Source organism: Acidobacteriota bacterium, assembly GCA_009838525.1.
Lineage (GTDB): Bacteria > Acidobacteriota > Vicinamibacteria > Vicinamibacterales > UBA8438 > VXRJ01.
In genome coordinates this window covers 604,251-626,125 of the sequence record VXRJ01000018.1, presented here as the reverse complement: position 1 = coordinate 626,125, position 21,875 = coordinate 604,251, and the positions used below count along the sequence as shown (strand labels likewise).

Sequence of the window (21,875 nt, the reverse complement as noted above, 5' to 3'; positions counted from 1 at the left end):
GCTCGCCGTCAGGCGGCTGCGATGAGCCGGCTGTAGGGACCGTCCGTTTCCATCAGTTCGTCATGCGTACCGCGCTGGGTAATCGCTCCCCGATCGAGCACGATGATCTCGTCGCAGTCGCGGATGGTGCTGAGGCGGTGAGCAACAATCAGGCAAGTGCAGCCGCGACGGCGGAGGTTGTCATCGATCCGGGCCTCGGTGGTCGGGTCAAGTGCGCTGGTCGCCTCGTCCAACACGAGCACGGTCGGGTTGGTTACCAACGCGCGGGCTATTTCGAGACGTTGTCTCTGGCCTCCACTGAAGTTGCGCCCGGCCTCCTCGACCGGGCCGTTGTAGTGATCCGGGCGAGCGGAGATCTCTTCATGCATGCAAGCATCAGCCGCCGCACGCACCATGTCTGCCTCCGCGACGGTTGAGTCCCAGAGTGTCAGGTTGTCGCGGATGGACCCCTCAAAGAGAAATACGTCCTGGTCGACGACGGAGAACGAAGTGGTCATCAATCGTCTCGGGATCGTCTGCCGTGGTCGGCCGTCGAAGAGAACATCGCCGTTCCAGGGTTGGTAGAGGCCACAGACAAGTCTGGCGATAGTCGTTTTTCCGCAACCGGATCCGCCAACGAGCGCTACCCGCTGGCCGGGTTGCAGCCTCAGGCTGAACCGTTCAACCAGAGGTGGTTCGAGCGGGTTGTAGCCGAAGCTGACGTCCCGCAGTTCCAGGTATCCAGACAGCTTGACCTGGAAACCGACGGTCGCGGGCTGCAACGGTTGTTGCATGCCGGTACCGGTCTCCGGTATCACCATGAAACCGTCATCCATCGGGTGAAGCTCGGCGGTAGCGGACAGGACGTCATCGAGGCGCGCTACGTCGCCCTTGACTTCCTGCAACGTGCTGCCGAGATCCACCATGCGGTTGATTGGGGTGATGAAGCCCAGCATCAGGGCCTGAAAGGCGATCAACATCCCCATGCTGATCCCTCCGTCCATGACTCGCAGGCCGCCAATCCCCAGGATGCATGCCGTACTGATCGGCATCAGCAGGCGAGGTACGGTCGACAGGAGTTCTGTCTGGAGCTTGAGCCGCTGCTCCGCACCGACAGCTTTGGCCTGATAGCCGGACCACTTGGTGAACAGGTCGGATTCGGCGCCCATCGCCTTTAGTGTTTCGATGCTCTGCAGTCCGCCCATGGCAGTGCCGAGCATGCGCGCCTGCTCGTGAAGTAACTGCTGATTGAGGTGGACCCGCTTGGCGGAGAAGTACTTCAACGCGATGACATTCAGCACTGCTGTCGCTATTGCTACGAAGCTGAGCCCTCGGTCGTATTGCCACATCAATGCCGCATAGAAAACCGCCATGGACGCGCTGATGAAGGCGGCCGCCAGTTCCCCCGACAGCAGATAGGCGATCCGGTCGTTTATGACTACACGAGAACCGATGTCGCCCGGGTATCGTTGTGAGAAGAACTGCATCGGAAGATGCATCACATGCCAGAGAAACTGGCTTGACGTCGTCACGGCGAACTTCGTCTCCAACCGCAGCAGGTAGCGTTGCTGCAACCACGTCAGCGTCGCGGTTGCCGCCAGGGCGACTCCCATCGCCAGGAAGAGCGGGCGTGCCAACTCAGCCGCGCCTCGGACCAGAACGTCGTCGACGAAGAGCCTGGAGAAGGTCGGCACGACCAGGCCAGGAACGACCAACAGCAGCCCCGTTCCGACGACGTAGCCGAGTGCCGGGTACGATCCGGCAAGCCGCGGCCGGAGTGCCGTAACGAGGCGGCGCCTTGCCCCGCCTCGCCTGAAGTCCGCGCCACGCTCGAACGTCAACACGACGCCGGTGAACGCTTGATCGAACTCCTCCACTGACACGGCGCGGGGCCCCGACGCCGGATCGTTGACGAATACGCGGTCCCGCCCAAAGCCCTCGAGGACCACGAAATGGTTGAAATTCCAGTGGACGATCAACGGGACCGGCAACCGTCGCAGGTCGTTCGGTTCGCGGCGAAGACCCCGTGCCGTGAGGCCGTATTGCCTGGCTCCCTTTAGCATGTTGGCAGCCTTGCTTCCGTCGCGCGACACGCCGCAGGCAACGCGCAGATCCTCAAGGGGGACGTAACGGCCAAACCAGCCGAGCACCATGGCCAGTGCGGCTGCGCCGCATTCAACCGCTTCCATCTGCAACACGGTCGGGACGTGGATCCGGCGTTGCCCGGGAAACCTGACCGAAAGCCCAGGTAGCGACAGTCCCTCCAGGCCTGCACGGAACGAACTGACGACTGCCAGCAGCCGGTCGGGAATGGAAGGCACGGTCACAGCCCGAACTGATCGCGAATCATGGGGATTACGAGGTCGATCGGCCGCCGTCGCTCCACCGTGATGAGCACACTGCAGAGCGTGCCGGTAAGGATGTCGATCGGCGGCCCGTCCGATGACGACCAGAGGTAGCCGCTTGCCGTCGTCGGATCAAGACGCAGGTCCACCCGGATTTCGTACGGCGCGTCGCCCCGGGTGAGGGCGGCTACCAGTTCCGGATTCCGCAGCGTTCGCTGAACGGCGCGTGATGTCGTCGGGAAGTCCGAAACGAAGGTGACGGTGCCGAGCAGATAGCCATACTCCTCCGGCGCAACGGACGCGGGCGCAATCCGCACCGTCATGCCGGATCGGATTCGCTTGCCATGTGCCGACGGCACGTAGACGACGGCTTCGAGGCCAGTGACAGTGCGGCCGGTGCGGTCCAGCCGGAGCAAGGGCTGTCCTGGTGCGACGAGATCGCCTTGCTCCGTCATCACTTCGATGACTCGGCCGGAGAAAGTGGAGAGCACTTCGGACATCTCCTTCAACTCGCGCTCAAGTTGGGTCAGTTCCGTCCGCGCGCGAGCGACTTCGTATTCACTGGTTTGAAGAGTACGGGCGTTACGGGCTCGCGCTGCCACTTCCTGGATTCGAAGCTCCGCCAACTGGTCTTGCCGAGCTCGCATTTCCTCCGCGGTTCCGTCACGCTGACGGCGAGTGTCAATCAGTGCCTGTCGCGTCAATCGACCCTGTTCAACGAGCTGCTCCTGTGCGGCCATCTTGCTGTCCAGCCAGATGAGGATGGCTGCCGCGGCGTCGATTGACTGTTCGAGTCCGTCACGACGTTGTGCCAGTTGGGCGAGTTGCAGGTTGGTTTCTTCCTCTCGGTGCGTCCTCGTCAGCCGATGTGCGACCTGGAGGTTGTCGAGCGCGAGCCGCACCTGCCGGATGCGGTTCAGGGTGTCGGGTTGGGCAATTCGGGCCACGACCTGCCCCTCCCGAACCACATCGCCGACATTCACTGCGATATCAGTGATCCTGCCGCCCGCGCCCGTCGCGATTTCCAAGACGCCGCCGCTCTTGAGCAAGATGCCCTGGCCGCTCACCCTGGAAGGGATGCTGCCCTCAAACCCCCAAACAACAGCGGATCCAACCAGGCACCCCAGCGCGGCCAGGGCAATCCAACTGCGCGGTCGCGTCACCTGCAGCAGCTTGTCGAGCTGCTCGGGAGAGGCGAGGCGGTCCAGCGCCACCTTTCGAAACACTCGATCCCGGCTCATTGGGATTCGCCCTCCAGTTCGAGTGTCAGGACACGATGGGTTTCTGCGGAGACGCCGCCCGCGTTGTGCTGCAGGAGCGTGCCGGTCTCGAACCGCAGGCGAGCGAGGGCAATGGCGTACCGGTACCGCGCATCCGTCAGGCGGAGTTGTGCACTTGTCAGGGCGTCGGTGGACAGGATCGCGTCGAACAGCGTGGCGAGTCCGAGGCGGAGCTTCGCTTCTTCGGTTTCAACGGAGCGTCCGGAGAGACGGACCGCATCCTGGGCGATTACCACCTCGCTTGCGGTGTTGTTGAGCGCCGCAGTCGCCGCCAGTACGTTGGCTCCAATTCGACGCGTGAGGTCGTTTGCGGCAACCGCCGCCGTTCGGTACGAGGTTTCCGTTCGCAGGGCAAGCCCGCGGGCGGCGCTGTTGGTCGCGATTGGCTCGTATCGCATCTGCACAAAGGTGTTGAGGCCCGACGTGCCCAACGGTGTGGCGGATTTCTCCTGATTCGGGCTCAGGTAAACGCTCGTATGGCCGACTGTCGCTACGACGTCCCAGCGGGGGCGGAGGTCGTGCAATGCTCCTTGCCACGCGAGCCGCGCGCCGTTGCGCCGCGCCCTGGCCGCTGCCAGGTCGCGCCGTGCGCCAATCGCCATGCGGACCAACACAGCGGGTAGCACGCCGGGTCCGCGCTCCGAGACTCTTCCGGGAGCCGGAAAGGCCGTCAGCGGGAGGCCGAGCCCCTGAAGCTGGTCGGCTTGCAGGCCCATTGCGAGGCCCAGGGCGTAGCGGGCGTCGATCACGCCCTGCTCGGAGGCCGATACGGCGGTCCGTTTGTTGGCCAGGTTGCTTGTCACCAGATCGAGATCTGAGGCTGGTCTTTCGTCCGCGCGAATCAGTGCCCGCGTGACTTCAACCAGGACTTCCGCACGCTCGGCCGAAGCCCGGTGGATTTCGAGTCGCTCCTGCGCGGCGGCGTACTGCCAGTACCCTGCAACTGCCTGCAATACCGCGAGGGCCGACACGTGACTGCGATCCAACAGAGCTGCTCGATACGATTGCTCCGCCGAGCGTTCGATACCTGCCGCTGCGCCCCCCTTGCGCCCGCCGGCCAACGGGACACGGATGGAGACCGACGAGTCCGCCTGATTGAGCGACAGGGAGCCTAGACCGCGGGACCTTCCGAGTGAAGCGTCCGCAGAGATGGCGACGCCGGACCGGAAGAGCTTTGTCCCCGAGAGGAGCGTGGTCAGGTTGCCGGTCGGCGCGAGCGCCCCGCTCACCTCGATGTTGTCGCGCCCGCCGCCTACCGTCGTGCGCATTCGGAAATCGAACGGGCTGGCGGCGGTGATCCGGTCGGCAGCGTCTGCTTCGATCGCGAGGGTGCTCCGCTCGATGTCGGGGCTCTCCGCCAGGACAGTTGTCATCACGGTGCCGATGCTGATTCCGACGGGTGCGGTCTGCCCGAACGCGACGGGCGTGCATGCCAGGGGAACCGCGCTCAGGATCGCAAGCAGGTCGCCACGACCAACTGGCAGAAACCATTTGCAATCTCCGGGCCGCGGGCTTGCGGTTCGATGCACGTCCGGCGGGGATGCAAAGTCCGTGCCGGAACCGCCGGTCGGTGACCCTGGCCTTGGCGATTACGGGCTCGCAATTGAGTTGCGAACTGCCGGTGCCTACCCAGCCAGCGAGCTTGCCGCCACCCTGTGTCGGCAGCGATGTCAACCGGCGTTACTCATTGGTGCCGGCGTTCGGCGCCGACCGCACTCCGTGTTTTTCGAGGAGAACCGCTCCCGCAGCACGCACACGGTCGAGGCTGGGCGGCGACGCCGGTATCTCCGGTTGCAGTCGCCGTAGACGTGCTTCTTCCGAATCGAGAGGGGCTTCTGGCGCCCCGCCGCGCACCATGGGATCACGTCGGTCGTTACCTGTGGGCGGATCTGTCGTTCTTCGGAAGTTGCTGACGCAACCTACGGGTTCCGGAACGGGGCGCCGCGACACGTTCGTCGTCACTTGGCATGCAGCTTGCGTTCATTGCGGCCATCGGAGCGAACGCATGGTGCGGTGCTCCCCTCATCATCCCAAGGAGGTATGACATGGCTGAGAACGTTAACGATCGCGTGCAGGAGGTGCTGTCGAAGTCTGCCCTCGACAGCGAGTTCCGGGCGGGGCTGCTGAGCGACCCGCGCACCACGCTCGAGAAGATGGCCGGCGAGCCGGTGCCGGAGAACCTGCGGGTGAAGTTCATCGAAAAGGACAGCGACTGCGACGCGATGTTCGTGCTGCCCGATCCGATCTCCGGTGACGAACTGACCGATCAGGAACTCGAGGCGGTTGCGGGTGGCGTCGGCGACCTCCACATCAACCTGTGCAACGGCTGGATCTTCAGCGGCGAGTAGGGAGCGAGGCGCGCAGCGAACGCCGGTGGCTCCGGCGGCATGGCCGGGGCCACCGGGCGAGGTCCTGCTGCCGCGCGGGGCGTTTAGGTATGCACGAACAAGGGGATTCCAGGAGGCAAATCACGGTGAATACCAAATTGGCGGCTCAGATCGACAAGGTGCTGGCGCGGGCTGTAGCGGACGAAGACTTGCGCAGGGGATTGCTCACGGATCCACGAAGGACTCTCCAGACGATGACTGACTACCCATTCCCGGAGAACCTTCGGTTGAGATTCATCGAGAAGGGCAGCGATTGCGATGTGCTGTTTGTACTGCCCGACCCTGTCTCCGAGGACGAACTGTCGGCGGAGGAACTCGAGGCGGTTGCTGGAGGCATCGGTGTTGATGGCCCGGCCACCATCTACGATCCGACCGGTAGTTACAACTGGAGTGGCGAGTAGCGCAATGCGTTGGGGATCGCTCGCGGGTCCACGCTAATGCACTCGCTGACCACGACCCTACAGGCCGCGAGTTCGCGACTGCCACTTCCGCTCGTTTCGAACGACGTCCTGAGCAGATTGGGAGCGGCAGTTGATCATCTGCCTGCCGCATTGTCGAAGATGATTTACTTCGAGTGCCGCTTGCGTGATGCGGCGCCGCAAGTCGATCTGGTCCTGGCGATCTATCCGCGCGGCGCCGCGATTCTGGCTCGACACGAGTTCGCAGACGCAGGGTGCGCGCCGGGCTGGTGGGCGAGTCTCCAGGCCTTCTGCCGTCGCTGGATCACCAGTGCGTCGCTCCGCGCGACGTTGGATCATGTTTGGCTGGAGTACGACGTCGCTGTCGGCGCGGGCGTCACGGGCGCCGGAACGCGTCGCGCCACATCTCGCGTTCCGGAACCCGGGATGTTCATCAGTCTGGTCAAGCTATCGCCGTTGCGCCGTGGCCGACCGTCGGCTTGGTTCGATCAGGTGCTGAGGGCGGTCGAGGCCACCACGACCGCCGCCGTGGCCAGGCTCGTGCGGGACGCGCTCCACACCTGTATCGAGCCGCTTCCCCGGTCTGCCGCTGTGGCCTACATCGGTTTGATGATGCACCGCCCGACGCCGACCATTCGCGTCTGCCTTGCCAACGTGCCAACTGACGCGGTGATGTCATATGTCACCGGCCTCACGTCGACGCGTCACCGGCATCTCGACGCGGCGGTCCGGCTTTCCGCGTTCCGGTACAGTTTGGACGGCACGCCGTGCGTGCCGATGCTCCATCTCGATGTCAACCCGGTCCAGGGCGTCTTGCCGCGAGTCGGCCTGGAAAGGCTGTTCTCGCGCCCGTGTCAGCGCGCCGGGCGGATCTCGAATGACGACCGGCAGTTGCTCTCGCTGCTCAATCGGTTTGGCGCCTGCACGAGCGACAAGCGCGACGCGCTCCTGGAATGGCCCGGGCGATCGGTGGCCGTTCTGCCGCACGAACTCTGGTGGAGCCTGATTGACCGGCGCGTCAACCACTTGAAGTTCGTTCTCGACGGCGACGCCACCTTCGATGTGAAGGCCTACCTGTTGCTGTCGTACCTGTGTCATAGCGCGCCCGGACGTGTCGCGAATCGTGCCGCGCTCGGGAACTGACGTTCCTCGATCGATAGCAACAGATGGAACGGGCAACCCTCGCAACCAACGGGCCTTTCTGGCGGATCGGACTGCCGTGGTTCCTGGCGAGCCTTCCGGCCGCGCCGCTTGCGGTATTGCCCCACGAGGCAGGCCACTACGTCGTGTACTGGCTGCTTGACGTTCCGGACCTGCGCTTCTACCCGATGGCGGTCGGGTGGACCAATATCCCGTTCCGGACGGCGATTGCCACGGGCGATCTGGCAGCGGCGGCAGCCATCGCGCCCATCAGGGCGGTGGCGCTGGCGCATCTGGCGGGTCCGGTTGTGACGTATCTCGTCGTGGCCTTGTGCTGCTGGGCATGTGCCTGGTGGAAGCCGCTTCCCGTTTTTGTCGCGATTGCCTACCTCTCGCAGGTCCGTGTCGTGGCCGGCGTTCGGCATATCGCCGACGAGCTGCTGGGCAGGCCCATCCCGGACAACAGAGTGTTCGATGAGCTGCAATTCAGCTACCTGACGGGAGTGCCTGTAGAGTGGCCGATCGGTTTCGGCGTCGCGATACTGGCCGTGAGCGGAACGTGGCTCTTGCGTTTCTTCCCGTCAGGACAAAGGGCCATCGCGATTCCGGCGATGATGGCTGGCCTTGTTACTGGCGCCATGCTGTACGCTGGCGTCTTGGCGCCATGGTTCAGTCCGTGATCGAAGAGGTCGTGACGGTCGACGCGCAGGATCGCGAAACCGGTGTCGCGGAGAAGATGACCGCGCACCGGAAGGGACTTCTCCACCGGGCGTTCTCCGTCTTCGTCTTCGACGACGCCGGTCGAATGTTGTTGCAGCAGCGGGCGTCGGGCAAGTACCACTCGGGGGGGCTCTGGTCGAACACCTGTTGCAGCCATCCGCGGCCGGGCGAATCGGTGCTGGACGCGGCGCACCGCCGGCTGCGCGAGGAGATGGGTTTCGACTGTCCGCTCGAGACGGCCTTCGGCTTCATCTATCGCACGGACCTGGATCACGGCCTGACGGAACACGAGTACGACCATGTCGTCATCGGACGCTACGCGGGCGAGCCGGTCCCGAACACGGATGAAGTGGGCGGCTGGAAGTGGATGTCCCTGGAGGACGTGCGCCGCACCGTCGCGGAGCAACCCGAGACGTTCACGGTCTGGTTCCGGATCGCCCTCGACGCCCTCGTCGAGCGCAGGATTACGCCGTAACCCGGGCGACGAGCAGCGTCAGGTCGTCGCTTCGCCGGTCGCCGGCAAAGGCCTGCACGTCGGACTTGATGGCGGTAATCAGCTCGGGCACCGGCAAGTGGGCGTGCGTGCACAGCAGGTCGTCGAAGCGTTCGTCGCCGAAGAGCTCGTCGGCGTCGTTCATCGCCTCCGGCACACCGTCGGAACAGACCACCAGCGTTTCACCCGGGTGCAGGGTCGTCGTGGCGGACTCGCCGATCCACGTGTCGAACATGCCCATCGTCAACCCGGTCGTCTCTAGCTTGTCGATCCCGCCGTCCGCCCGCGTTACACGGGGCGGGACATGGCCGCAGTTGACGTATAGCAGGCGGCCGCTCGGGCGGTCGAAGTTGGCTAGGAACAGCGTGGCGTACCGATTGCCGGGGGTCGAGGCGTAGAACTGCCGGTTTACCCGTTCCAGCAGACCGATCGGGTCGTTTCGCGTCAGGTCATGGTGCCCACGGAGAATGGCGTGAAGGTTGGCCATCAGCAGCGCGGCGGCGATCCCCTTGCCGGCCACGTCGGCCAGCACCAGCGTAAGGCCGTCCGATCCCGTCGGGATGAAGTCGTAGTAGTCGCCGCCGACCGACTTTGCCTGCGTGCAATGTCCGGCACAGACGAAGCCGGGCAATTCGGGCGCTCTGGCGGGAAGGAGCTGGCGCTGTACGTCCTGTGCAACCTCGATCTCCCGTTCTGCGGCCCGTTGCGCCTCGAGGCGCTCGGCCATCTCTTCGCTCAGGCCGATGTTCTCGACCGTCAGCGCCGCATGGTCCGCGATCGAGTCGAGCAGTTGGAGATCCTCCCGCGAGTACGGCTCCTCCGACAGCCGCGGTCCGAGCGCGATCAATCCCACCAGGCGGTGGTCGCGCCGCGCCGCGAGCGGCGCCAGGCATTCGGCTTCGACGGGATGGAGCAGGCTGGAGAGCCGCCCGGCCACTCCTCCATCCCCGCCGGCCGATTGCGCGACCAACATCCCGGGGCCGATGGGCAGAAGCACCGACTTCCGCCGTCCAGCCAAAGGAGCCCAAGTCTCCATCCGCGGATCCAGCGACCGGGGCGCCCGTGAACCGTCGGGTTTGGACGCCATCATCGTCAGCCGGTCGTGCTGGTCCTCCAAGTAGATGGCGATGGTTGCCGGGTGAAGCGCCTCGTCGATCTCGGCCTCCAGCATCTCCGCGAGCTCGTCGCGTCCCGCGGCGGAGTTCGCGTGTTCGGCGAGTGCTTCCAGCACGTTGCGCGCGTTGTAGCTCTCGCGGAAGAACAGCCGGTCGATCCGGCCGGAAACCTGGCGTTCGACCTGCGTGCCGGTGCGCGCCAGCGTGACACCCGTCAGGACCGCCAGCACCACCGCGCCCGGTACGCCGAATTCCGACTCCTCCGGCAGCAGCCGTTGCACCACCCCCACGAGCAGGATGGCCACCAGGATGCTCGCCAGCACGCTCGCGATCGCCAGTCCCCGTTGCACCAGCAGGTACCGCGCGCTTCGACGCAGCAATACCGGTATTGCCATGACCCGATGGCGGACGACGGCGTACGCGACGGCGGCCGGGAGGAACGGTGTGTTCAGCACAGCCACGATTCCCAGCCATTGTGGAGCTGGGATGCCCAGCAATTCCGCCATCACGACTAGTACCCAGGGGACCACGGTGAGGGCCGTGCCGGTTGCCAGCACCGTGGTCTTGCGGCGCACGTCCGACCGAGGGGATCGCGACGCGTTCCAGATCAGGCCGTAGAGACCGGCGCCGAAGGCTCCCATGATGTACAGGAAATCGATTGCGCGACGCAGGTTCCCCTGTATGAGGGGCACCTGCAGCATGCCGTCGGCGTCAGCCGGCCGGGCCGCGCCGAGCAGCACTGGCCATATATCGGAAGTCAGCACGAGGGCCGCTCCAACGACGAGGAGCCCCCATTTGAAACCCGGGGCGTGGTCGTCGAGAGGGGTCCGGGCGGGGAACACTAGGAACAGCCAGGCGAACAGCGCCGGCGACATCGTCATCACCAAGCTGCGGTACATGGCCATCGCCACGGTGGCGCCGGGAGTCAGCCCCGTCGTGATCCCGCCGACGAAGACGAAGAACCCGCTGCACATCAGGGCCAGCAGCCACGCGTTCCGGTCGACCGGCCGCAGCATGAGCAGCCCGAATGGCACCAGCAGGAGGGGTGCTCCCAGCACCGGCCCCAGATTGAGGGTTCCGGTCCCGTTCGGTCCGAACATGGCGGCGAACAGGCCGGCAGCGTAAGCCAGGTTGATCGCGAACAGCGCGAGCCCCCCGATGCGCGCGCGCGCCGGTGACATCATCCTGTACCCCCTGGCAGGGTTGGGGACCTCGAATCCAGCCGCGGTCAGCCGCCGTCTGCCGCGAAGTCCCGAACGAGCTGAGTCAGTAACCGCGCCGCGCGGCCGAGTGTCTGCGGCTCCAGCCGGTCGGTGGTGTCCCGGTCGGTATGGATGGTCTGCAGTATCTCCGGTACCCAGCCCTCCCGCAGCCCGCTTTGCTCCCCGCCGTTGAGCAACAGCCAGATCTGGTGCGTCTGAGCTGCCGGCAGCATCGCAATCGACACGCTGGGAATGCCGGCGCCGGTGAAGCTCCGGTCGTCGCTCGGCGGCATGCGTGGCGTGCTCACGCAGACGAGTGACTGCCCGGCGCAGACGTGCCGGACACGGTCCGCCAGCGTCATGCCGCCGGCGCCGGGCGGTTCGGCGCGGTCCGATCCGTCAGGTCCGAACAGCACGGTGTCCCCGTAGCCGACGATGTCCACGTTGATCATGCCGGCGACCGCGGACGGCTGGAGGGTCGAGACGAACGCCTCCGAACCGACCAGCCCCAGTTCCTCCATGTCAAAGAACACGACGCGCACCTGGCGGTCCGGTGGATCGTCGCGGAGCGACTCGGCCAATTCGAGGAGGGCAACGACGCCCGCGGCGTTGTCCACCATGCCGTGGCTGAGTGAACCGTCCTGAAGTTGCGCCGCATCCGCGTGCGCCCCGACGACGATCGCCGGGAGGCCCGTCCCAAAGGTCAGAACCAGGTTACGCCCAACTTGTCGCGAGTCGTTCCGGTCGCGCGGGCCGGGAAACTCGTGCGCGACGTAGGACAGACCACGCTGGTCGAGCAGTGCTTCGAGAGCAGCAATCCGCTCGGCGTTGGAGGGCGCCAAAAGGCGTTGAGCATCGGCAACGAGCCTCTGCTCGTCGGGCTGCGAAGCGGCCGGCGCGGCCAGCGTGAGGGTCGCGACGATCGTCAGCCCGGCGGCGCGGTGCATTTGTCGGCGGGTGCCATGGCGTTGCTGGCGAATTGACGTTCCCCTGTCGGCAACCACGGTTGCCCACTCCGCCGTTCGGCTGGCGCCGTTCGTCGCGGCAATTACAGTCGGAGCAGGCACGAAGGGTGTCACCGTCATTTGTCAACCAGCGTTACGAGCCTGGATGGAATGGAGGCGCCGCCCGGATTTGAACCGGGGATGGAGGTTTTGCAGACCTCTGCCTTACCACTTGGCGACGGCGCCGTCGAACCGGAAGCGTGGGCTGAACGGGCGACGGAGAATGGAGCGGGAAACGGGATTCGAACCCGCGACTTCGACCTTGGCAAGGTCGCACTCTACCACTGAGTTATTCCCGCCCGTCCCGAGCCACGTGGATTCAACCTACCACACCAGCGGTCCGCCAGCAAGGACGGCACAGCCGCCTCCAACACACACGGTTACCAGGCTCCCTCCGCGGTAAACGCATTCCGAATCAGCGCCACCTCCGGCGGGCGTCCGTCCTTGTGCTGCTGAATCGCCACGATATCGAAGCGGCATGGGCGCATCGACCATCCAACGCGCTTCAAGTAGCGCTGCGCCATCATCGCGATCTTCCGCTGCTTTGGCCAGTTGACTGCCGAACGTGCCCCACCGAATCGAGAGGATGAGCGCGCCTTTACTTCGACGAACACGAGTACATCGCCTTCTCTGGCGACAATGTCGATCTCGCCGTGACGGGTTCGGAAGCGGCGTGCCAGGATGGCGTATCCGCGGCGACGCAACTCCTCGCAGGCAAGGTCTTCCCCCCGGCGACCGAGACGATCCTGCTGCGAGCCCGGCATGACGCCGAGGGTTGACGCAAGAAGCGTGCCAGAGCTTGGCCAGCGGGCCGTTCCGGCTACGGATTCCCGTCCGAGGAGTCAGGGCGCGGCAGCTATTTTCGCTTCCAGCGCGTGCCTGCGGGCGTATCCTCCAAGACGATCCCGCGTGATTCGAGATCGTCTCGGATCCGGTCCGCCTCGGCGAAATCACGGTTCCGCCGCGCCTGCCGGCGCGTCTCGATCAATGTTTCGATCTCCGAGGCATCCACTGGCGGGGCCGCTTCTTCCCTTTTCCGTAGGGCAATCACCCCAAGCACGTCGTCGAACCGGTCGAACGTCTCGCCCACGCGCGCCGCGTCGTCCGTGCCCAGTTCGTCGCGATCGATGGCTCCGTTGACCTCGCGAACCAGCTCGAAAACCGCGCCCAGTGCTCCCGGGACGTTGAGGTCGTCGCGCAGCCGGGCCGCGAACGCCTCCTGTGCCGCGGCCAGCAGTTGGGCGGTCTCGGGATGTCCGCCCGGCGCGGTCACCGCCTCCACGCGGGCGAGACAGTCCATCAGTCGCCGGAGCGCCTCTTCCGCCTGCGCGAGACTGCTCCAGTCGAAGCGCAACTGCTTACGGTAGTGCGTCGACAGTAGGACGTAGCGAAGCGCCGAGGCGCGATGTCCCTCATCGAGGATGTCGCGTACCGTCAGGACGTTGCCGAGCGACTTCGACATCTTTACGTCCCGGCCGAGCAGCAAATGCTCGACATGGACCCACCAGCGGGCGAAGGGCTCCCCCGTCGCCCCTTCCGCCTGCGCGATCTCGTTCTCGTGGTGGGGGAAGATCAGGTCGACGCCGCCGGCATGGATGTCGATGGGCGGTCCGCCCAGCAGGCGTAGCGCCATTGCCGAGCACTCGATGTGCCAGCCTGGACGGCCTGGCCCCACACCGACCTCCCAGCTCGGCTCGTCCGGCCCTGAGGCCTTCCAAAGCACGAAGTCGCGGGCCGTCTCCTTGGCGTACTCGTCGCTGTCGATCCGCGCGCCGTCCTGCATGCCGGCATGGTCGAGGCGGGCCAGCTTGCCGTATTCCGGCAGCGATGCGATACGAAAGTAGGTCGAGCCGTCGCTCCGGTAGGCGTGGCCGCGCGACTCGAGCTGCTGCACCATCTCGCCCATCGCCCGCAGGTTCACGTCGTCGGTGGCACGGGGGTTCTCCTCGACCGGCTCGAGGCCGAGCGCCTCCGCATCTTCCCGCCAGGCGTCGATGTAGCGGTCGGTGTACGCGCGCAGCTCTTCCCCCGCCTTCCGGGCCCCCGCGATGGTCTTGTCGTCCACGTCGGTGAAGTTGATCGCCTGCTGCATCCGATAGCCGGCGACATGCCGGAGCGTGCGGCGAAGCAGATCGAGGCAGACGAACGTCCGGAAGTTGCCGATGTGTCCCCGCGCGTAGACGGTCAGGCCGCAGGCGTACATGCGGACGGTGTCGTCGCGCAGGGGCGCGAACGGTTCGACCTGGCGCGTGAGCGTGTTGTAAAGACGAAGCGGCGTCACGGTCATAGGGAAATCTGTCGGAACAGGGTGCGCGCCCGCGCGCAGTCGTCGTCTATCTGCCTCCGGAGGGCCGCCGCGTCAGCGAACGTCCGCTCGTCCCGCAGGCGCTGCACGAACGCGAGGCGTAGGGGCACTCCGTAGAGATCGACCGGTGCGCCATCCCCGCCACCGTCCAGAAGGTGGGTTTCGATGGTCCGCGGCCCGCCCTCGCCAAAGGTCGGACGGACACCGACGTTGGTCACCGATGGGTGCAGCACGCGGTCAATCACGGCGGTCGTTGCGTAGACACCGTCCGCGGGAAGCAGTTCGTTGTCGGTCCGGAGGTTGGCCGTCGGGATGCCGTGGCCGCGTCCCCGGCCGTCGCCCTGCTCTACCCTGCCGTCCAGGGTGTAGTGGTGCCCCAGCAGGGCGCCGGCTTCGTCGACCCGGCCGTCGGCGATCAGCCGTCGCAGCCGCGTGCTGCTCACGACGAAGTCCTTGTAGCGAACCGGCTCGACCTTCTCCGCCTCGAATCCGTATTGGGCGCCCAGTTCGCGCAGCAGCGTGAAGTTCCCGCTCCGGTTGCGCCCGAAAAGGAAGTTAGCGCCGACGCACACCTCCCCCACCTGCAGCCATTCCACCAGCACGGTCCGGACAAAGCGATCGGGATCCCACTGTGACAGCGCCTTGGTGAAGCGCACGATCGCGGTTCCAGCCATGCCCGCCGCCGCGAACGCCTCCAGTTTCTGGGCCATCGTCATGATGAGCGGCGCCGCCCGATCGGGCCGGACCACGCGGGACGGATGCGGATCGAACGTCAGGACCGCCGGCGTCGTCCGACGGGCCGCCGCCCGGCGGTACACCTCTTCCAGGATCTTCGCGTGGCCGCGGTGCACGCCGTCGAAGTTGCCGAGTGCGACAACGGGTTGCGACCAGCGCACGGCCGGCGCCGGATCGTCCGGGTAGTGAATGACGTCCACGGTCGCAGGGATGATACCCGCCCGCGTGCTGGCGGGTCAGCCGGCACCGGATTCGCGGACGTTGCATCGGTACCGCAGGGTGCCGTGCGCGATGTCGCACAGAGCCTTCGCTGATGCCATGCTCGCCTCGAGGTGATGCGTCGCAACCGCAGGCGGCTACGGGGAGAACGAACGCCGCGTGTTGCTGGTTGATCGCTCCGCAGGGCCGTGATATTCCGACTGATCAATGCGGTACAAGCTGGGCACGCTGCGAAGCGTCCGCATCCAGGCCTACATCTTGTTCGGCGTGGCGCTGGGGGCGATCCTGTTCTACGCCGTAGCGGGGCCGGGCTTGTCTTCGATGTTCCGCGTGGCTATGACAGCTAGCTTTGTCTTTTGGATCTCCGGCTCCCTCGCAGCCGAGAATCGGTTATTGCGTCACTTGGAAGGTCTCGAGCAGGAGCGCGAGGAGCCCGATGCGACGATGGAGATGCTGTGCGAGGCGGCGGCGCTGTATCCGATTGCAAGTTGCGTCCCGCTCGTCATCTTCATGTTCGAGTGGATGTGGTGAGAAGCACCGTTGGCCATGTACCGGGTCGGCGCAACTTCATCTCAGCTCCTGCGCCCGCGCGCCGCTCAGCATGTTGACGATGCTGTAGTTGCCCTCGTGGCAGGCGTACTCGAAGAGCGAGTCGCCGGTGCGCCGCAGCGGCAACTCGCCGGACCATGGCCGGGTCCAGCGCGTCGGGTCCTCGACGGTGAATTCGTAACGAAGTGTGTCGGTGTCGACCCGCGTGAACCGTTCGATCACGCGCAGGCTCTCGGTGCGGCCTCCGTTGGCCGCGCGAATGCGGACGACGTCGTTGCCGAACGACGAGCCTTCCTCGCTGCGGGCGATGTTGCGGGTTTCGACGACGAGCGTGTCGCCCTCCCAGCGGCCGCGCATCTCGCCGAGCCACTGCGGGATCGGGCGGTCGAGGCGCGGCCGGCCGTCGAGCGGAATGATGCGTGTGTCGTGGATCATCTCGACGTGGATGACGACGTAGTCGGGCGTCTGCAGGATCAGGTAGTTGTTGTTGTAGCCGGTGGGCAACATCGGCGGCCCCACCGACCAGAGCATGCACCGGTCGTTGAGGTCCATGTCGGTCCAGGTGTCGGCCGGCCCCCGGGTTGCGCGCTCGGCCAGGCGCGCGTCCTCGTCCCGCTGCGCCTCCGGCGTCAGGGATGGGAGTCGGCCGTCGGACGGGTCGACGATTATCGACGTCCGGCCGGTCGACGTGACGCCCCGATCCAGCCAGAAGTTGTTGTAGAACCCGGGCGCGCCGTCTTCTCCGACGTCCACGCTTTCCGTGACCTCGGTCCGCCGCGCCGGCCGGGCCGCCAGTTCCGCGTTACGGTCGACGACTTCCTGCTCCAGGTCCGCCACCTCTTCCGCGGTCAGACGTTCGCGGTCGGCAAGCCCCGCGGGGCGCTCCAACGGCGTGATGGTCTTGCTGGTGTACGTGCCCTGCAGGTCGGGATGCCCCCACGGGGTGCGCGGCGCGGTCTCCTGGCCCGTTGCCGAAAGGGGTGCGAACACGCCGCCGGCGAGTACGACAGTGACTGCCGCGACGATAGATCGGTTCTTCATGTTGCCCCTCCCTGACCTGTGCAACCCTACGGCCATGCTACGCCCTGGTGGAGCGGGTCGCAACCGTGGACCGTAACGACTCGGGTTCAACGGAATAGCGTCACCGCCCCGTGTGTGCCGCAGCGTGGTACGCTGAACGTCGCGTAGTTTCGCGGGCTCGCGCCCATCGAAATGACGCCACGCCCGCCGCGCACCATGTCCGACAAACCCCTTCATGGCCAGGTGGCCGTCGTTGCCGGCGCCACGCGCGGCGCCGGGCGCGGCATCGCGCGCATGCTGGGCGCGGCGGGCGCCACCGTTTACTGCACGGGGCGCAGTGTCCGGGGCCGTCCCGCCACCGCGGGTCGGACCGAGACCATCGAGGAGACGGCGGAGATGGTCACGGCGGAGGGTGGCCGCGGCATCTGGATCAGGACGGACCATACGGTCGAGGCGGAAGTCGAACGTCTGTTTCACCGCGTCCGCTCGGACGAGGGCCGGCTCGACGTGCTGGTCAACGACATCTGGGGCGGCGACGCGCTGACCGAGTGGGGATCGCCCTTTTGGACGCTCTCCACTTCCCAGGGGCAGACGCTTCTCGAACGGGCCGTGCACAGCCACATCATCACCAGTCGGCACGGCGCGCCGCTGATGGTCGAGCGGGGCGCCGGACTCATCGTGGAGGTGACCGACGGCGACACGTTCGGATACCGCGGCAACCTGTTCTACGACCTGGCCAAGAACGCCGTCATCCGTCTCGCCTATGCGATGGCGTCGGATCTTCACGCCCACCCGGTGACGGCTGTCGCCATCACACCGGGGTTTCTGCGCTCGGAACAGGTGCTCGACCACTTCGGCGTCACCGAGGCGAACTGGCGTGAGGCCATCGACGACGATCCGTACTTCGCCGAGTCGGAGACGCCCTGCTACGTCGGTCGCGCTGTGGCGGCGCTGGCCGCGGATCCCCGGGTGAGACGGAAGAGCGGCCAGTTGCTGTCAAGCTGGGCCCTGGCGAAGGAGTACGGGTTCACGGACGTCGACGGACGTCAGCCGGACTGGGGTGGTTTCTTCCGGCGGAAGGTTCAGGAGACCCTCGTCCGGGAAACACCGCCCGGCGACCTGGACCGTTTCGTCGTTCGCAGCCGGCTATACCAGGCCGAGCTCGATCCGTCCGCCGGCGAGGAGGTCGCCCACCTGCGCGACTGGCTCGCCAGACACGAGTAGCAGGAGCGGTCAGACGAGCAAGCCCGACGGCGCGGCGCTAGTTGACGTCGTGGCGTCGGTTCGGTGGGCGGGGCTACCTATCCTCTCCGCCGCGTTCCTGCGCACGAGCAACGCTGAGCATCAGGGCCATGCTGTAGTTGCCTTCGTGGCAGGCGGCCTCGAAGATGGGACCCGGATCCAGGGTGAGGGGGAAGGCTACGGTCCACGGTTCGGCGAAGGACTCGACGTCGTGAACGGTGAACCCATAGTCGAGCTTGGTCGCAGAGACCCTGGTGAAGCGCTCGACGAGGCGCATGTTTGGCCCGGCCCCGTGGAACGTCCACTTCCCGTTGAAGTGGCTGGTCTCGATCACCAGTGTGTCGCCTTCCCACCTCCCGCGTGAGACTCCGGTCCACTGCCGGATGGACTGCGGCGGCGCCGCCTGCCGCGTGGTTGGAATGAGGCGCAACTCGCCCGTTTCATCATGGAGGCCGACATGGTCGGGGGTCTGGAAGATCTGAAGTCGCTCATCCCATGAGGGCGCGATGAAGGGGATCGACCGCCCCATGACGCAGCGTTCGAAGTACTCACGGTCTTCAGGATCGTCGGCGCCGCGGGCCCGCAGGCCGCGGCCGAGGGTGTCCGCTCGGCGTTGCCCCGCAGGCGTTCGTGGTGGAAGACGCCCGTTCGCAGGCCGGACGATCAACGACGTGCGGCGGTCCGTGAGCTCGCCGAGTGACGGCCAGTCGGCATTAAGATCCAGCGCAAGATAGCGGTTGATTGCGGCATGGCGCTCCGCCAAATACGCCTCTGCTTCCTCCGGCGTCAGGACTGCCTTGTCAGCAACGGAGGCCTCGCGTTCCAGCGGTGTGCTGCTCTGCCGAAGCCAGATGCCTTGAAGGTCCGGCGCCCCCCCTGGCAGGCGCGGCACGGTGTCGATCTCTTCGACCTGCGCTGCGGCGAACGGCGGCAGCACAAGCAGGCCCATCAAGACGATTCGCAGTGGAGTGGTCATGCGATTGGTGCCTCCCGAAGCGCGTCGGCAAGCGCGCGTGCGGATGTCGGTCGCGCCGAGCGGGGCGCCGTCAGCAGCCATCCCGCGAACGTTGCCACGCGCAACGACGCGTCCGAACCCGAGGCCGGACGTGCCTGTGAGTTCACCCGCTGATGCCGGATGCGGTCCACCACGCCGTCAACATCGTTCGCGGCAAACGGATGACCACCGGCCACCATTTCGTACAAGACCACGCACAGGGACCACACATCGTCCGGTTCGTCGGCTGGCCGCCCCTCCAGAACCTCGGGTGACAGATAGCGCAGCGTGCCACCTGCGACTCTCAAATCGTTCGGCCCTCGGGCCAGACCGAAGTCGAGCAGCTTCGGCAAGCCGTTCGACGTGAACCCGATGTTGCTCGGCTTGACGTCGCCGTGGAGATAGCCGGCTTCGTGCAAGGTGCCGAGAGCCTCGGCAAGAGTGATGGTGAGGGCAACCGCCTCGGGTCCCGGAATCGACCCCTTGCAAAGCCGATCGGCGAGCGTGCCCCCGCGTAGGAACTCGACGACGAGGAACGGGCGTCCCCGCCAGGACTCGACGCTGTGAATCTCGGCCAACGCGGGATGCGCCACCCTCGCCATGGCCCACGCTTCCGGTTTCAGCGTGAGAAGGCCCGACTCCGATAGCCTGCCCAGCGTCTTTACTGCCACGTCGCGCTGCAGGCTGAAGTCCCACGCCAGATAGACCGACGACATTCCGCTAGCGCCCAGCCGCCGCGTCAGTCGATACTTACCTGCGAGAAGCCTCGGAACCTCTGTCACGACATACACCGCCCCACAGTCGCACGCGGGCAGTTCATCGCCCCCGGTCACGCAGCCGCAGTCGGGGCATTCAAGCGCTAGTGCAACCTCCGGCAGCCGAGTTTGCGTTCCCTGCTGCAATTGCAGACGCGTGACCGCTTGCCCAGTTGCGGACGCCACGACTTCGAGAAACGGAACGTCGGCAGCGCGGACAATCCGATCGTCGAAACGCCGTCCCACGAGGACGATCCCGACGATCTGAGTGCCGGGTCCGGGAACCGGCGCGAGCACGTCGGCGGCCGTCTCCAATACCCATGCCGCCTCGTCGGGCGGCAGCAGATCGAAGACAGATTCCGGGTTCCCGGGGCAGACACGCAACGCGCCACCGCCCGTTTCCAGCATCTGGGCGATTGCCGACGTCCTCGGCAGCGCTGCAACGGCGGCATCCGGCCCTTGAAAACGGTGCCGTGCCTCGTCGGCGACGAGCAGTGTCGAGGGCGAGCCGCAGCCGTGCTTGACCGCCCTTGTCACCGTTCGGCCGATCTCGGCTACGCGCTCCGCTCTCGCCAAGGAAGTGGCAGCGGCTGCAAGTACCGGCGCCTGATCCACGGTCGCGGGATCGATCCATGCATCCAGGCGTTGCAGGAGTCGTTCGCGGCCGAGCACGACCAACAACATGACTCCGGCGGCGACGACCAATGCCTGGGCCAGTGGATCGGCGATGACCGCGCCGACCTCGCGCTCGGGAGTGCTGACCAGTAGCCAGCCGAGGCCAAACAGCGGCGCCGTTACCGCTAGGCCGAGCAGGCCCGGACGTAGTAGCAGCCGCCTGTAGCCCGCTCGAATCAACTCGCGAGGGTGGGGCACGCGCACCGCGAGCACGGAGTACCAGAGCAGGATCATCCCGGGAAAACGCAACGGTTGAACAAGCTGGGGGACCGAACCCGGCTGATAGTTGGACAGCCAGAATCCCGGCGAGAATGCCTCGACGACGTCGTATGCCGTCGCCAGGCCCATCCACATCAGAAACGCGGCGCTGAACAGAATGACGCGCCTAACCTCGTCGGCCGCCGCCGTGCGCGCACGCAACGCGATGACGAAGACCGCGGCCAGCGACAGGACGTTCGGGGTGGCGATGGCTACGTCGAGAACCGCTAAGTAGTGCGAATCGTTGACAGCGTCCGTGACCGTCCCGGCCAGGTACACCAACGTCAAGGCGATGCATATGGCGCAACCGAGCGCCACGCTGACGGGAACCATGTGGCGCGCGAGGTCGTCAAGTCCGGTCCTGCGATGGATCCGCGGGCACTGTCTGGCGAACGCCCAGAGGAACGCGGGCGCGACGGCGAACGCCAGGGGATACGCGAACAGGAGCCGGAAGATCCTGGCCGGCGCGGGCACATCCAAAACCGATGCCTCTAGCAATTCGGCCGACGGCAGTTGTCCCCAAAAAGCCGGGAGCATGTGGAGCGGCGCTACCGTGGCCCTGAACAGGAAATAGCTGCCCAGCAACCAGGTCCGCTGGTCATCGCGGCCGGCCCATAGCAGCAGGACCGCACTGACGCCATGGCTGGCGAACAGCAGCGTCATGAAGACGGCGACTTCGCCGTGCGCCTGATGGTAGTTGTCCCAGTGCCACGGCAGCAGCGACAGCGTGAAGAGCAGCTCGACCGCGGCAAGGGCCATGAGGATGTGGACGCCACGGCGAGCGAAACCGCTTGAGAACCGGAGCGGGGCTGACGAGGTCGCCGACCCGGGTCCGGTGGCCTCGCTGGACCTGAAGAGCCGGGTAAACCGGTGGAGCCTGTCGAGCGCGCGACGTTCAACGGGTGTGGCAAGCCTCGCACACCGCTCCCACTGAACGTCCTGATTCAGGGTGACGGCATCGATCGCGTCGTCCACGACGTCCCTGGTATCGCTGTCTGACATCCGGCGGACCCTACCCCCCAGCGACTACTCGCACTAC

At 66.0% G+C, this 21,875-nt stretch carries 18 protein-coding genes and 2 tRNA genes; 7 read left to right on the top strand and 13 right to left on the bottom strand.

The window, feature by feature from the left end; genetic code table 11:
- Positions 1-8 precede the first annotated feature (8 nt).
- The 3 genes from F4Y45_08645 to F4Y45_08635 form a co-directional block, all read right to left on the bottom strand.
- Entirely contained in the window at positions 9-2,237 is a 2,229-nt protein-coding gene (locus tag F4Y45_08645; GenBank protein MXY24575.1) for an NHLP family bacteriocin export ABC transporter peptidase/permease/ATPase subunit, read from the bottom strand.
- A 65-nt stretch (positions 2,238-2,302) separates the two neighbouring features.
- Complete coding sequence (locus F4Y45_08640; protein MXY24574.1) at positions 2,303-3,565, bottom strand: NHLP bacteriocin system secretion protein; 1,263 nt, start codon at positions 3,563-3,565, stop codon at positions 2,303-2,305.
- Entirely contained in the window at positions 3,562-4,977 is a 1,416-nt protein-coding gene (locus F4Y45_08635; GenBank protein MXY24573.1) for a TolC family protein, read from the bottom strand. Before F4Y45_08635 ends, F4Y45_08640 begins: the two co-directional genes overlap by 4 nt.
- 594 nt (positions 4,978-5,571) lie before the next feature.
- On the opposite strand from F4Y45_08635, the gene F4Y45_08630 reads away from it, so the two are divergent.
- From F4Y45_08630 to F4Y45_08610, 5 genes are all read left to right on the top strand, one after another.
- Positions 5,572-5,952: an NHLP leader peptide family natural product precursor gene (locus F4Y45_08630; GenBank protein ID MXY24572.1), complete on the top strand. Its 381-nt coding sequence runs from the start codon at positions 5,572-5,574 to the stop codon at positions 5,950-5,952.
- A gap of 125 nt (positions 5,953-6,077) precedes the next feature.
- Positions 6,078-6,392, top strand: a complete 315-nt coding sequence (locus tag F4Y45_08625) for a hypothetical protein (protein ID MXY24571.1) — start codon at positions 6,078-6,080, stop codon at positions 6,390-6,392.
- Between the two features lie 150 nt (positions 6,393-6,542).
- Complete coding sequence (locus F4Y45_08620; protein MXY24570.1) at positions 6,543-7,553, top strand: hypothetical protein; 1,011 nt, start codon at positions 6,543-6,545, stop codon at positions 7,551-7,553.
- 23 nt (positions 7,554-7,576) lie between these two features.
- Positions 7,577-8,230, top strand: a complete 654-nt coding sequence (locus F4Y45_08615) for a hypothetical protein (GenBank protein ID MXY24569.1) — start codon at positions 7,577-7,579, stop codon at positions 8,228-8,230.
- Positions 8,215-8,745: an isopentenyl-diphosphate Delta-isomerase gene (locus tag F4Y45_08610; protein MXY24568.1), complete on the top strand. Its 531-nt coding sequence runs from the start codon at positions 8,215-8,217 to the stop codon at positions 8,743-8,745. Before F4Y45_08615 ends, F4Y45_08610 begins: the two co-directional genes overlap by 16 nt.
- Here F4Y45_08610 and F4Y45_08605 read toward each other — a convergent pair.
- The 7 genes from F4Y45_08605 to F4Y45_08575 form a co-directional block, all read right to left on the bottom strand.
- Positions 8,735-11,062 (bottom strand): SpoIIE family protein phosphatase, encoded by a 2,328-nt coding sequence (locus tag F4Y45_08605; GenBank protein MXY24567.1) that lies wholly within the window; start codon positions 11,060-11,062, stop codon positions 8,735-8,737. The genes F4Y45_08610 and F4Y45_08605 overlap by 11 nt on opposite strands.
- 44 nt (positions 11,063-11,106) lie before the next feature.
- Positions 11,107-12,165 (bottom strand): Zn-dependent exopeptidase M28, encoded by a 1,059-nt coding sequence (locus F4Y45_08600; protein MXY24566.1) that lies wholly within the window; start codon positions 12,163-12,165, stop codon positions 11,107-11,109.
- 31 nt (positions 12,166-12,196) lie between these two features.
- Positions 12,197-12,270: transfer RNA gene (locus F4Y45_08595), tRNA-Cys, on the bottom strand.
- Between the two features lie 38 nt (positions 12,271-12,308).
- Positions 12,309-12,383 (bottom strand) — tRNA-Gly (locus tag F4Y45_08590).
- Positions 12,384-12,464: 81 nt separating this feature from the next.
- Positions 12,465-12,848, bottom strand: a complete 384-nt coding sequence (locus tag F4Y45_08585) for a YraN family protein (GenBank protein ID MXY24565.1) — start codon at positions 12,846-12,848, stop codon at positions 12,465-12,467.
- A gap of 92 nt (positions 12,849-12,940) precedes the next feature.
- Positions 12,941-14,371, bottom strand: a complete 1,431-nt coding sequence (locus F4Y45_08580; protein MXY24564.1) for a cysteine--tRNA ligase — start codon at positions 14,369-14,371, stop codon at positions 12,941-12,943.
- Positions 14,368-15,339 carry a bifunctional riboflavin kinase/FAD synthetase gene (locus F4Y45_08575; GenBank protein ID MXY24563.1) on the bottom strand — a complete coding sequence of 324 codons (972 nt, stop codon included), beginning with the start codon at positions 15,337-15,339 and terminating at the stop codon, positions 14,368-14,370. The genes F4Y45_08580 and F4Y45_08575 overlap by 4 nt, the downstream gene beginning before the upstream one ends.
- Positions 15,340-15,550: 211 nt before the next feature.
- On the opposite strand from F4Y45_08575, the gene F4Y45_08570 reads away from it, so the two are divergent.
- Positions 15,551-15,874 (top strand): hypothetical protein, encoded by a 324-nt coding sequence (locus F4Y45_08570; protein ID MXY24562.1) that lies wholly within the window; start codon positions 15,551-15,553, stop codon positions 15,872-15,874.
- Between the two features lie 36 nt (positions 15,875-15,910).
- Here F4Y45_08570 and F4Y45_08565 read toward each other — a convergent pair whose 3' ends face one another.
- Positions 15,911-16,933: a hypothetical protein gene (locus F4Y45_08565; protein MXY24561.1), complete on the bottom strand. Its 1,023-nt coding sequence runs from the start codon at positions 16,931-16,933 to the stop codon at positions 15,911-15,913.
- 195 nt (positions 16,934-17,128) lie between these two features.
- Between F4Y45_08565 and F4Y45_08560 the strand changes: the two genes are divergently transcribed.
- On the top strand, positions 17,129-18,136 hold the full coding sequence (locus tag F4Y45_08560) for an SDR family NAD(P)-dependent oxidoreductase (GenBank protein MXY24560.1): 1,008 nt from the start codon (positions 17,129-17,131) through the stop codon (positions 18,134-18,136).
- Between the two features lie 73 nt (positions 18,137-18,209).
- Here the strand turns inward: F4Y45_08560 and F4Y45_08555 are convergent, their stop codons facing one another.
- Both F4Y45_08555 and F4Y45_08550 read right to left on the bottom strand, forming a co-directional pair.
- Positions 18,210-19,130 carry a hypothetical protein gene (locus F4Y45_08555; GenBank protein MXY24559.1) on the bottom strand — a complete coding sequence of 307 codons (921 nt, stop codon included), beginning with the start codon at positions 19,128-19,130 and terminating at the stop codon, positions 18,210-18,212.
- Positions 19,127-21,838 (bottom strand): serine/threonine protein kinase, encoded by a 2,712-nt coding sequence (locus F4Y45_08550; protein MXY24558.1) that lies wholly within the window; start codon positions 21,836-21,838, stop codon positions 19,127-19,129. Before F4Y45_08550 ends, F4Y45_08555 begins: the two co-directional genes overlap by 4 nt.
- Between the last annotated feature and the right edge of the window lie 37 nt (positions 21,839-21,875).

Bases quoted from the DNA above. Each gene is read 5' to 3' on its own strand.
- F4Y45_08640 (MXY24574.1), bottom strand. From the start codon at position 3,565: ATGAGCCGGGATCGAGTGTTTCGAAAGGTGGCGCTGGACCGCCTCGCC.
- F4Y45_08565 (MXY24561.1), bottom strand. From the start codon at position 16,933: ATGAAGAACCGATCTATCGTCGCGGCAGTCACTGTCGTACTCGCCGGC.
- F4Y45_08600 (MXY24566.1), bottom strand. From the start codon at position 12,165: ATGACGGTGACACCCTTCGTGCCTGCTCCGACTGTAATTGCCGCGACG.
- F4Y45_08550 (MXY24558.1), bottom strand. From the start codon at position 21,838: ATGTCAGACAGCGATACCAGGGACGTCGTGGACGACGCGATCGATGCC.
- F4Y45_08560 (MXY24560.1), top strand. From the start codon at position 17,129: ATGTCCGACAAACCCCTTCATGGCCAGGTGGCCGTCGTTGCCGGCGCC.
- F4Y45_08605 (MXY24567.1), bottom strand. From the start codon at position 11,062: ATGATGTCACCGGCGCGCGCGCGCATCGGGGGGCTCGCGCTGTTCGCG.
- F4Y45_08580 (MXY24564.1), bottom strand. From the start codon at position 14,371: ATGACCGTGACGCCGCTTCGTCTTTACAACACGCTCACGCGCCAGGTC.
- F4Y45_08610 (MXY24568.1), top strand. From the start codon at position 8,215: ATGGTTCAGTCCGTGATCGAAGAGGTCGTGACGGTCGACGCGCAGGAT.
- F4Y45_08615 (MXY24569.1), top strand. From the start codon at position 7,577: ATGGAACGGGCAACCCTCGCAACCAACGGGCCTTTCTGGCGGATCGGA.
- F4Y45_08585 (MXY24565.1), bottom strand. From the start codon at position 12,848: ATGCCGGGCTCGCAGCAGGATCGTCTCGGTCGCCGGGGGGAAGACCTT.
- F4Y45_08635 (MXY24573.1), bottom strand. From the start codon at position 4,977: ATGACAACTGTCCTGGCGGAGAGCCCCGACATCGAGCGGAGCACCCTC.
- F4Y45_08570 (MXY24562.1), top strand. From the start codon at position 15,551: ATGCGGTACAAGCTGGGCACGCTGCGAAGCGTCCGCATCCAGGCCTAC.
- F4Y45_08630 (MXY24572.1), top strand. From the start codon at position 5,572: ATGCAGCTTGCGTTCATTGCGGCCATCGGAGCGAACGCATGGTGCGGT.
- F4Y45_08555 (MXY24559.1), bottom strand. From the start codon at position 19,130: ATGACCACTCCACTGCGAATCGTCTTGATGGGCCTGCTTGTGCTGCCG.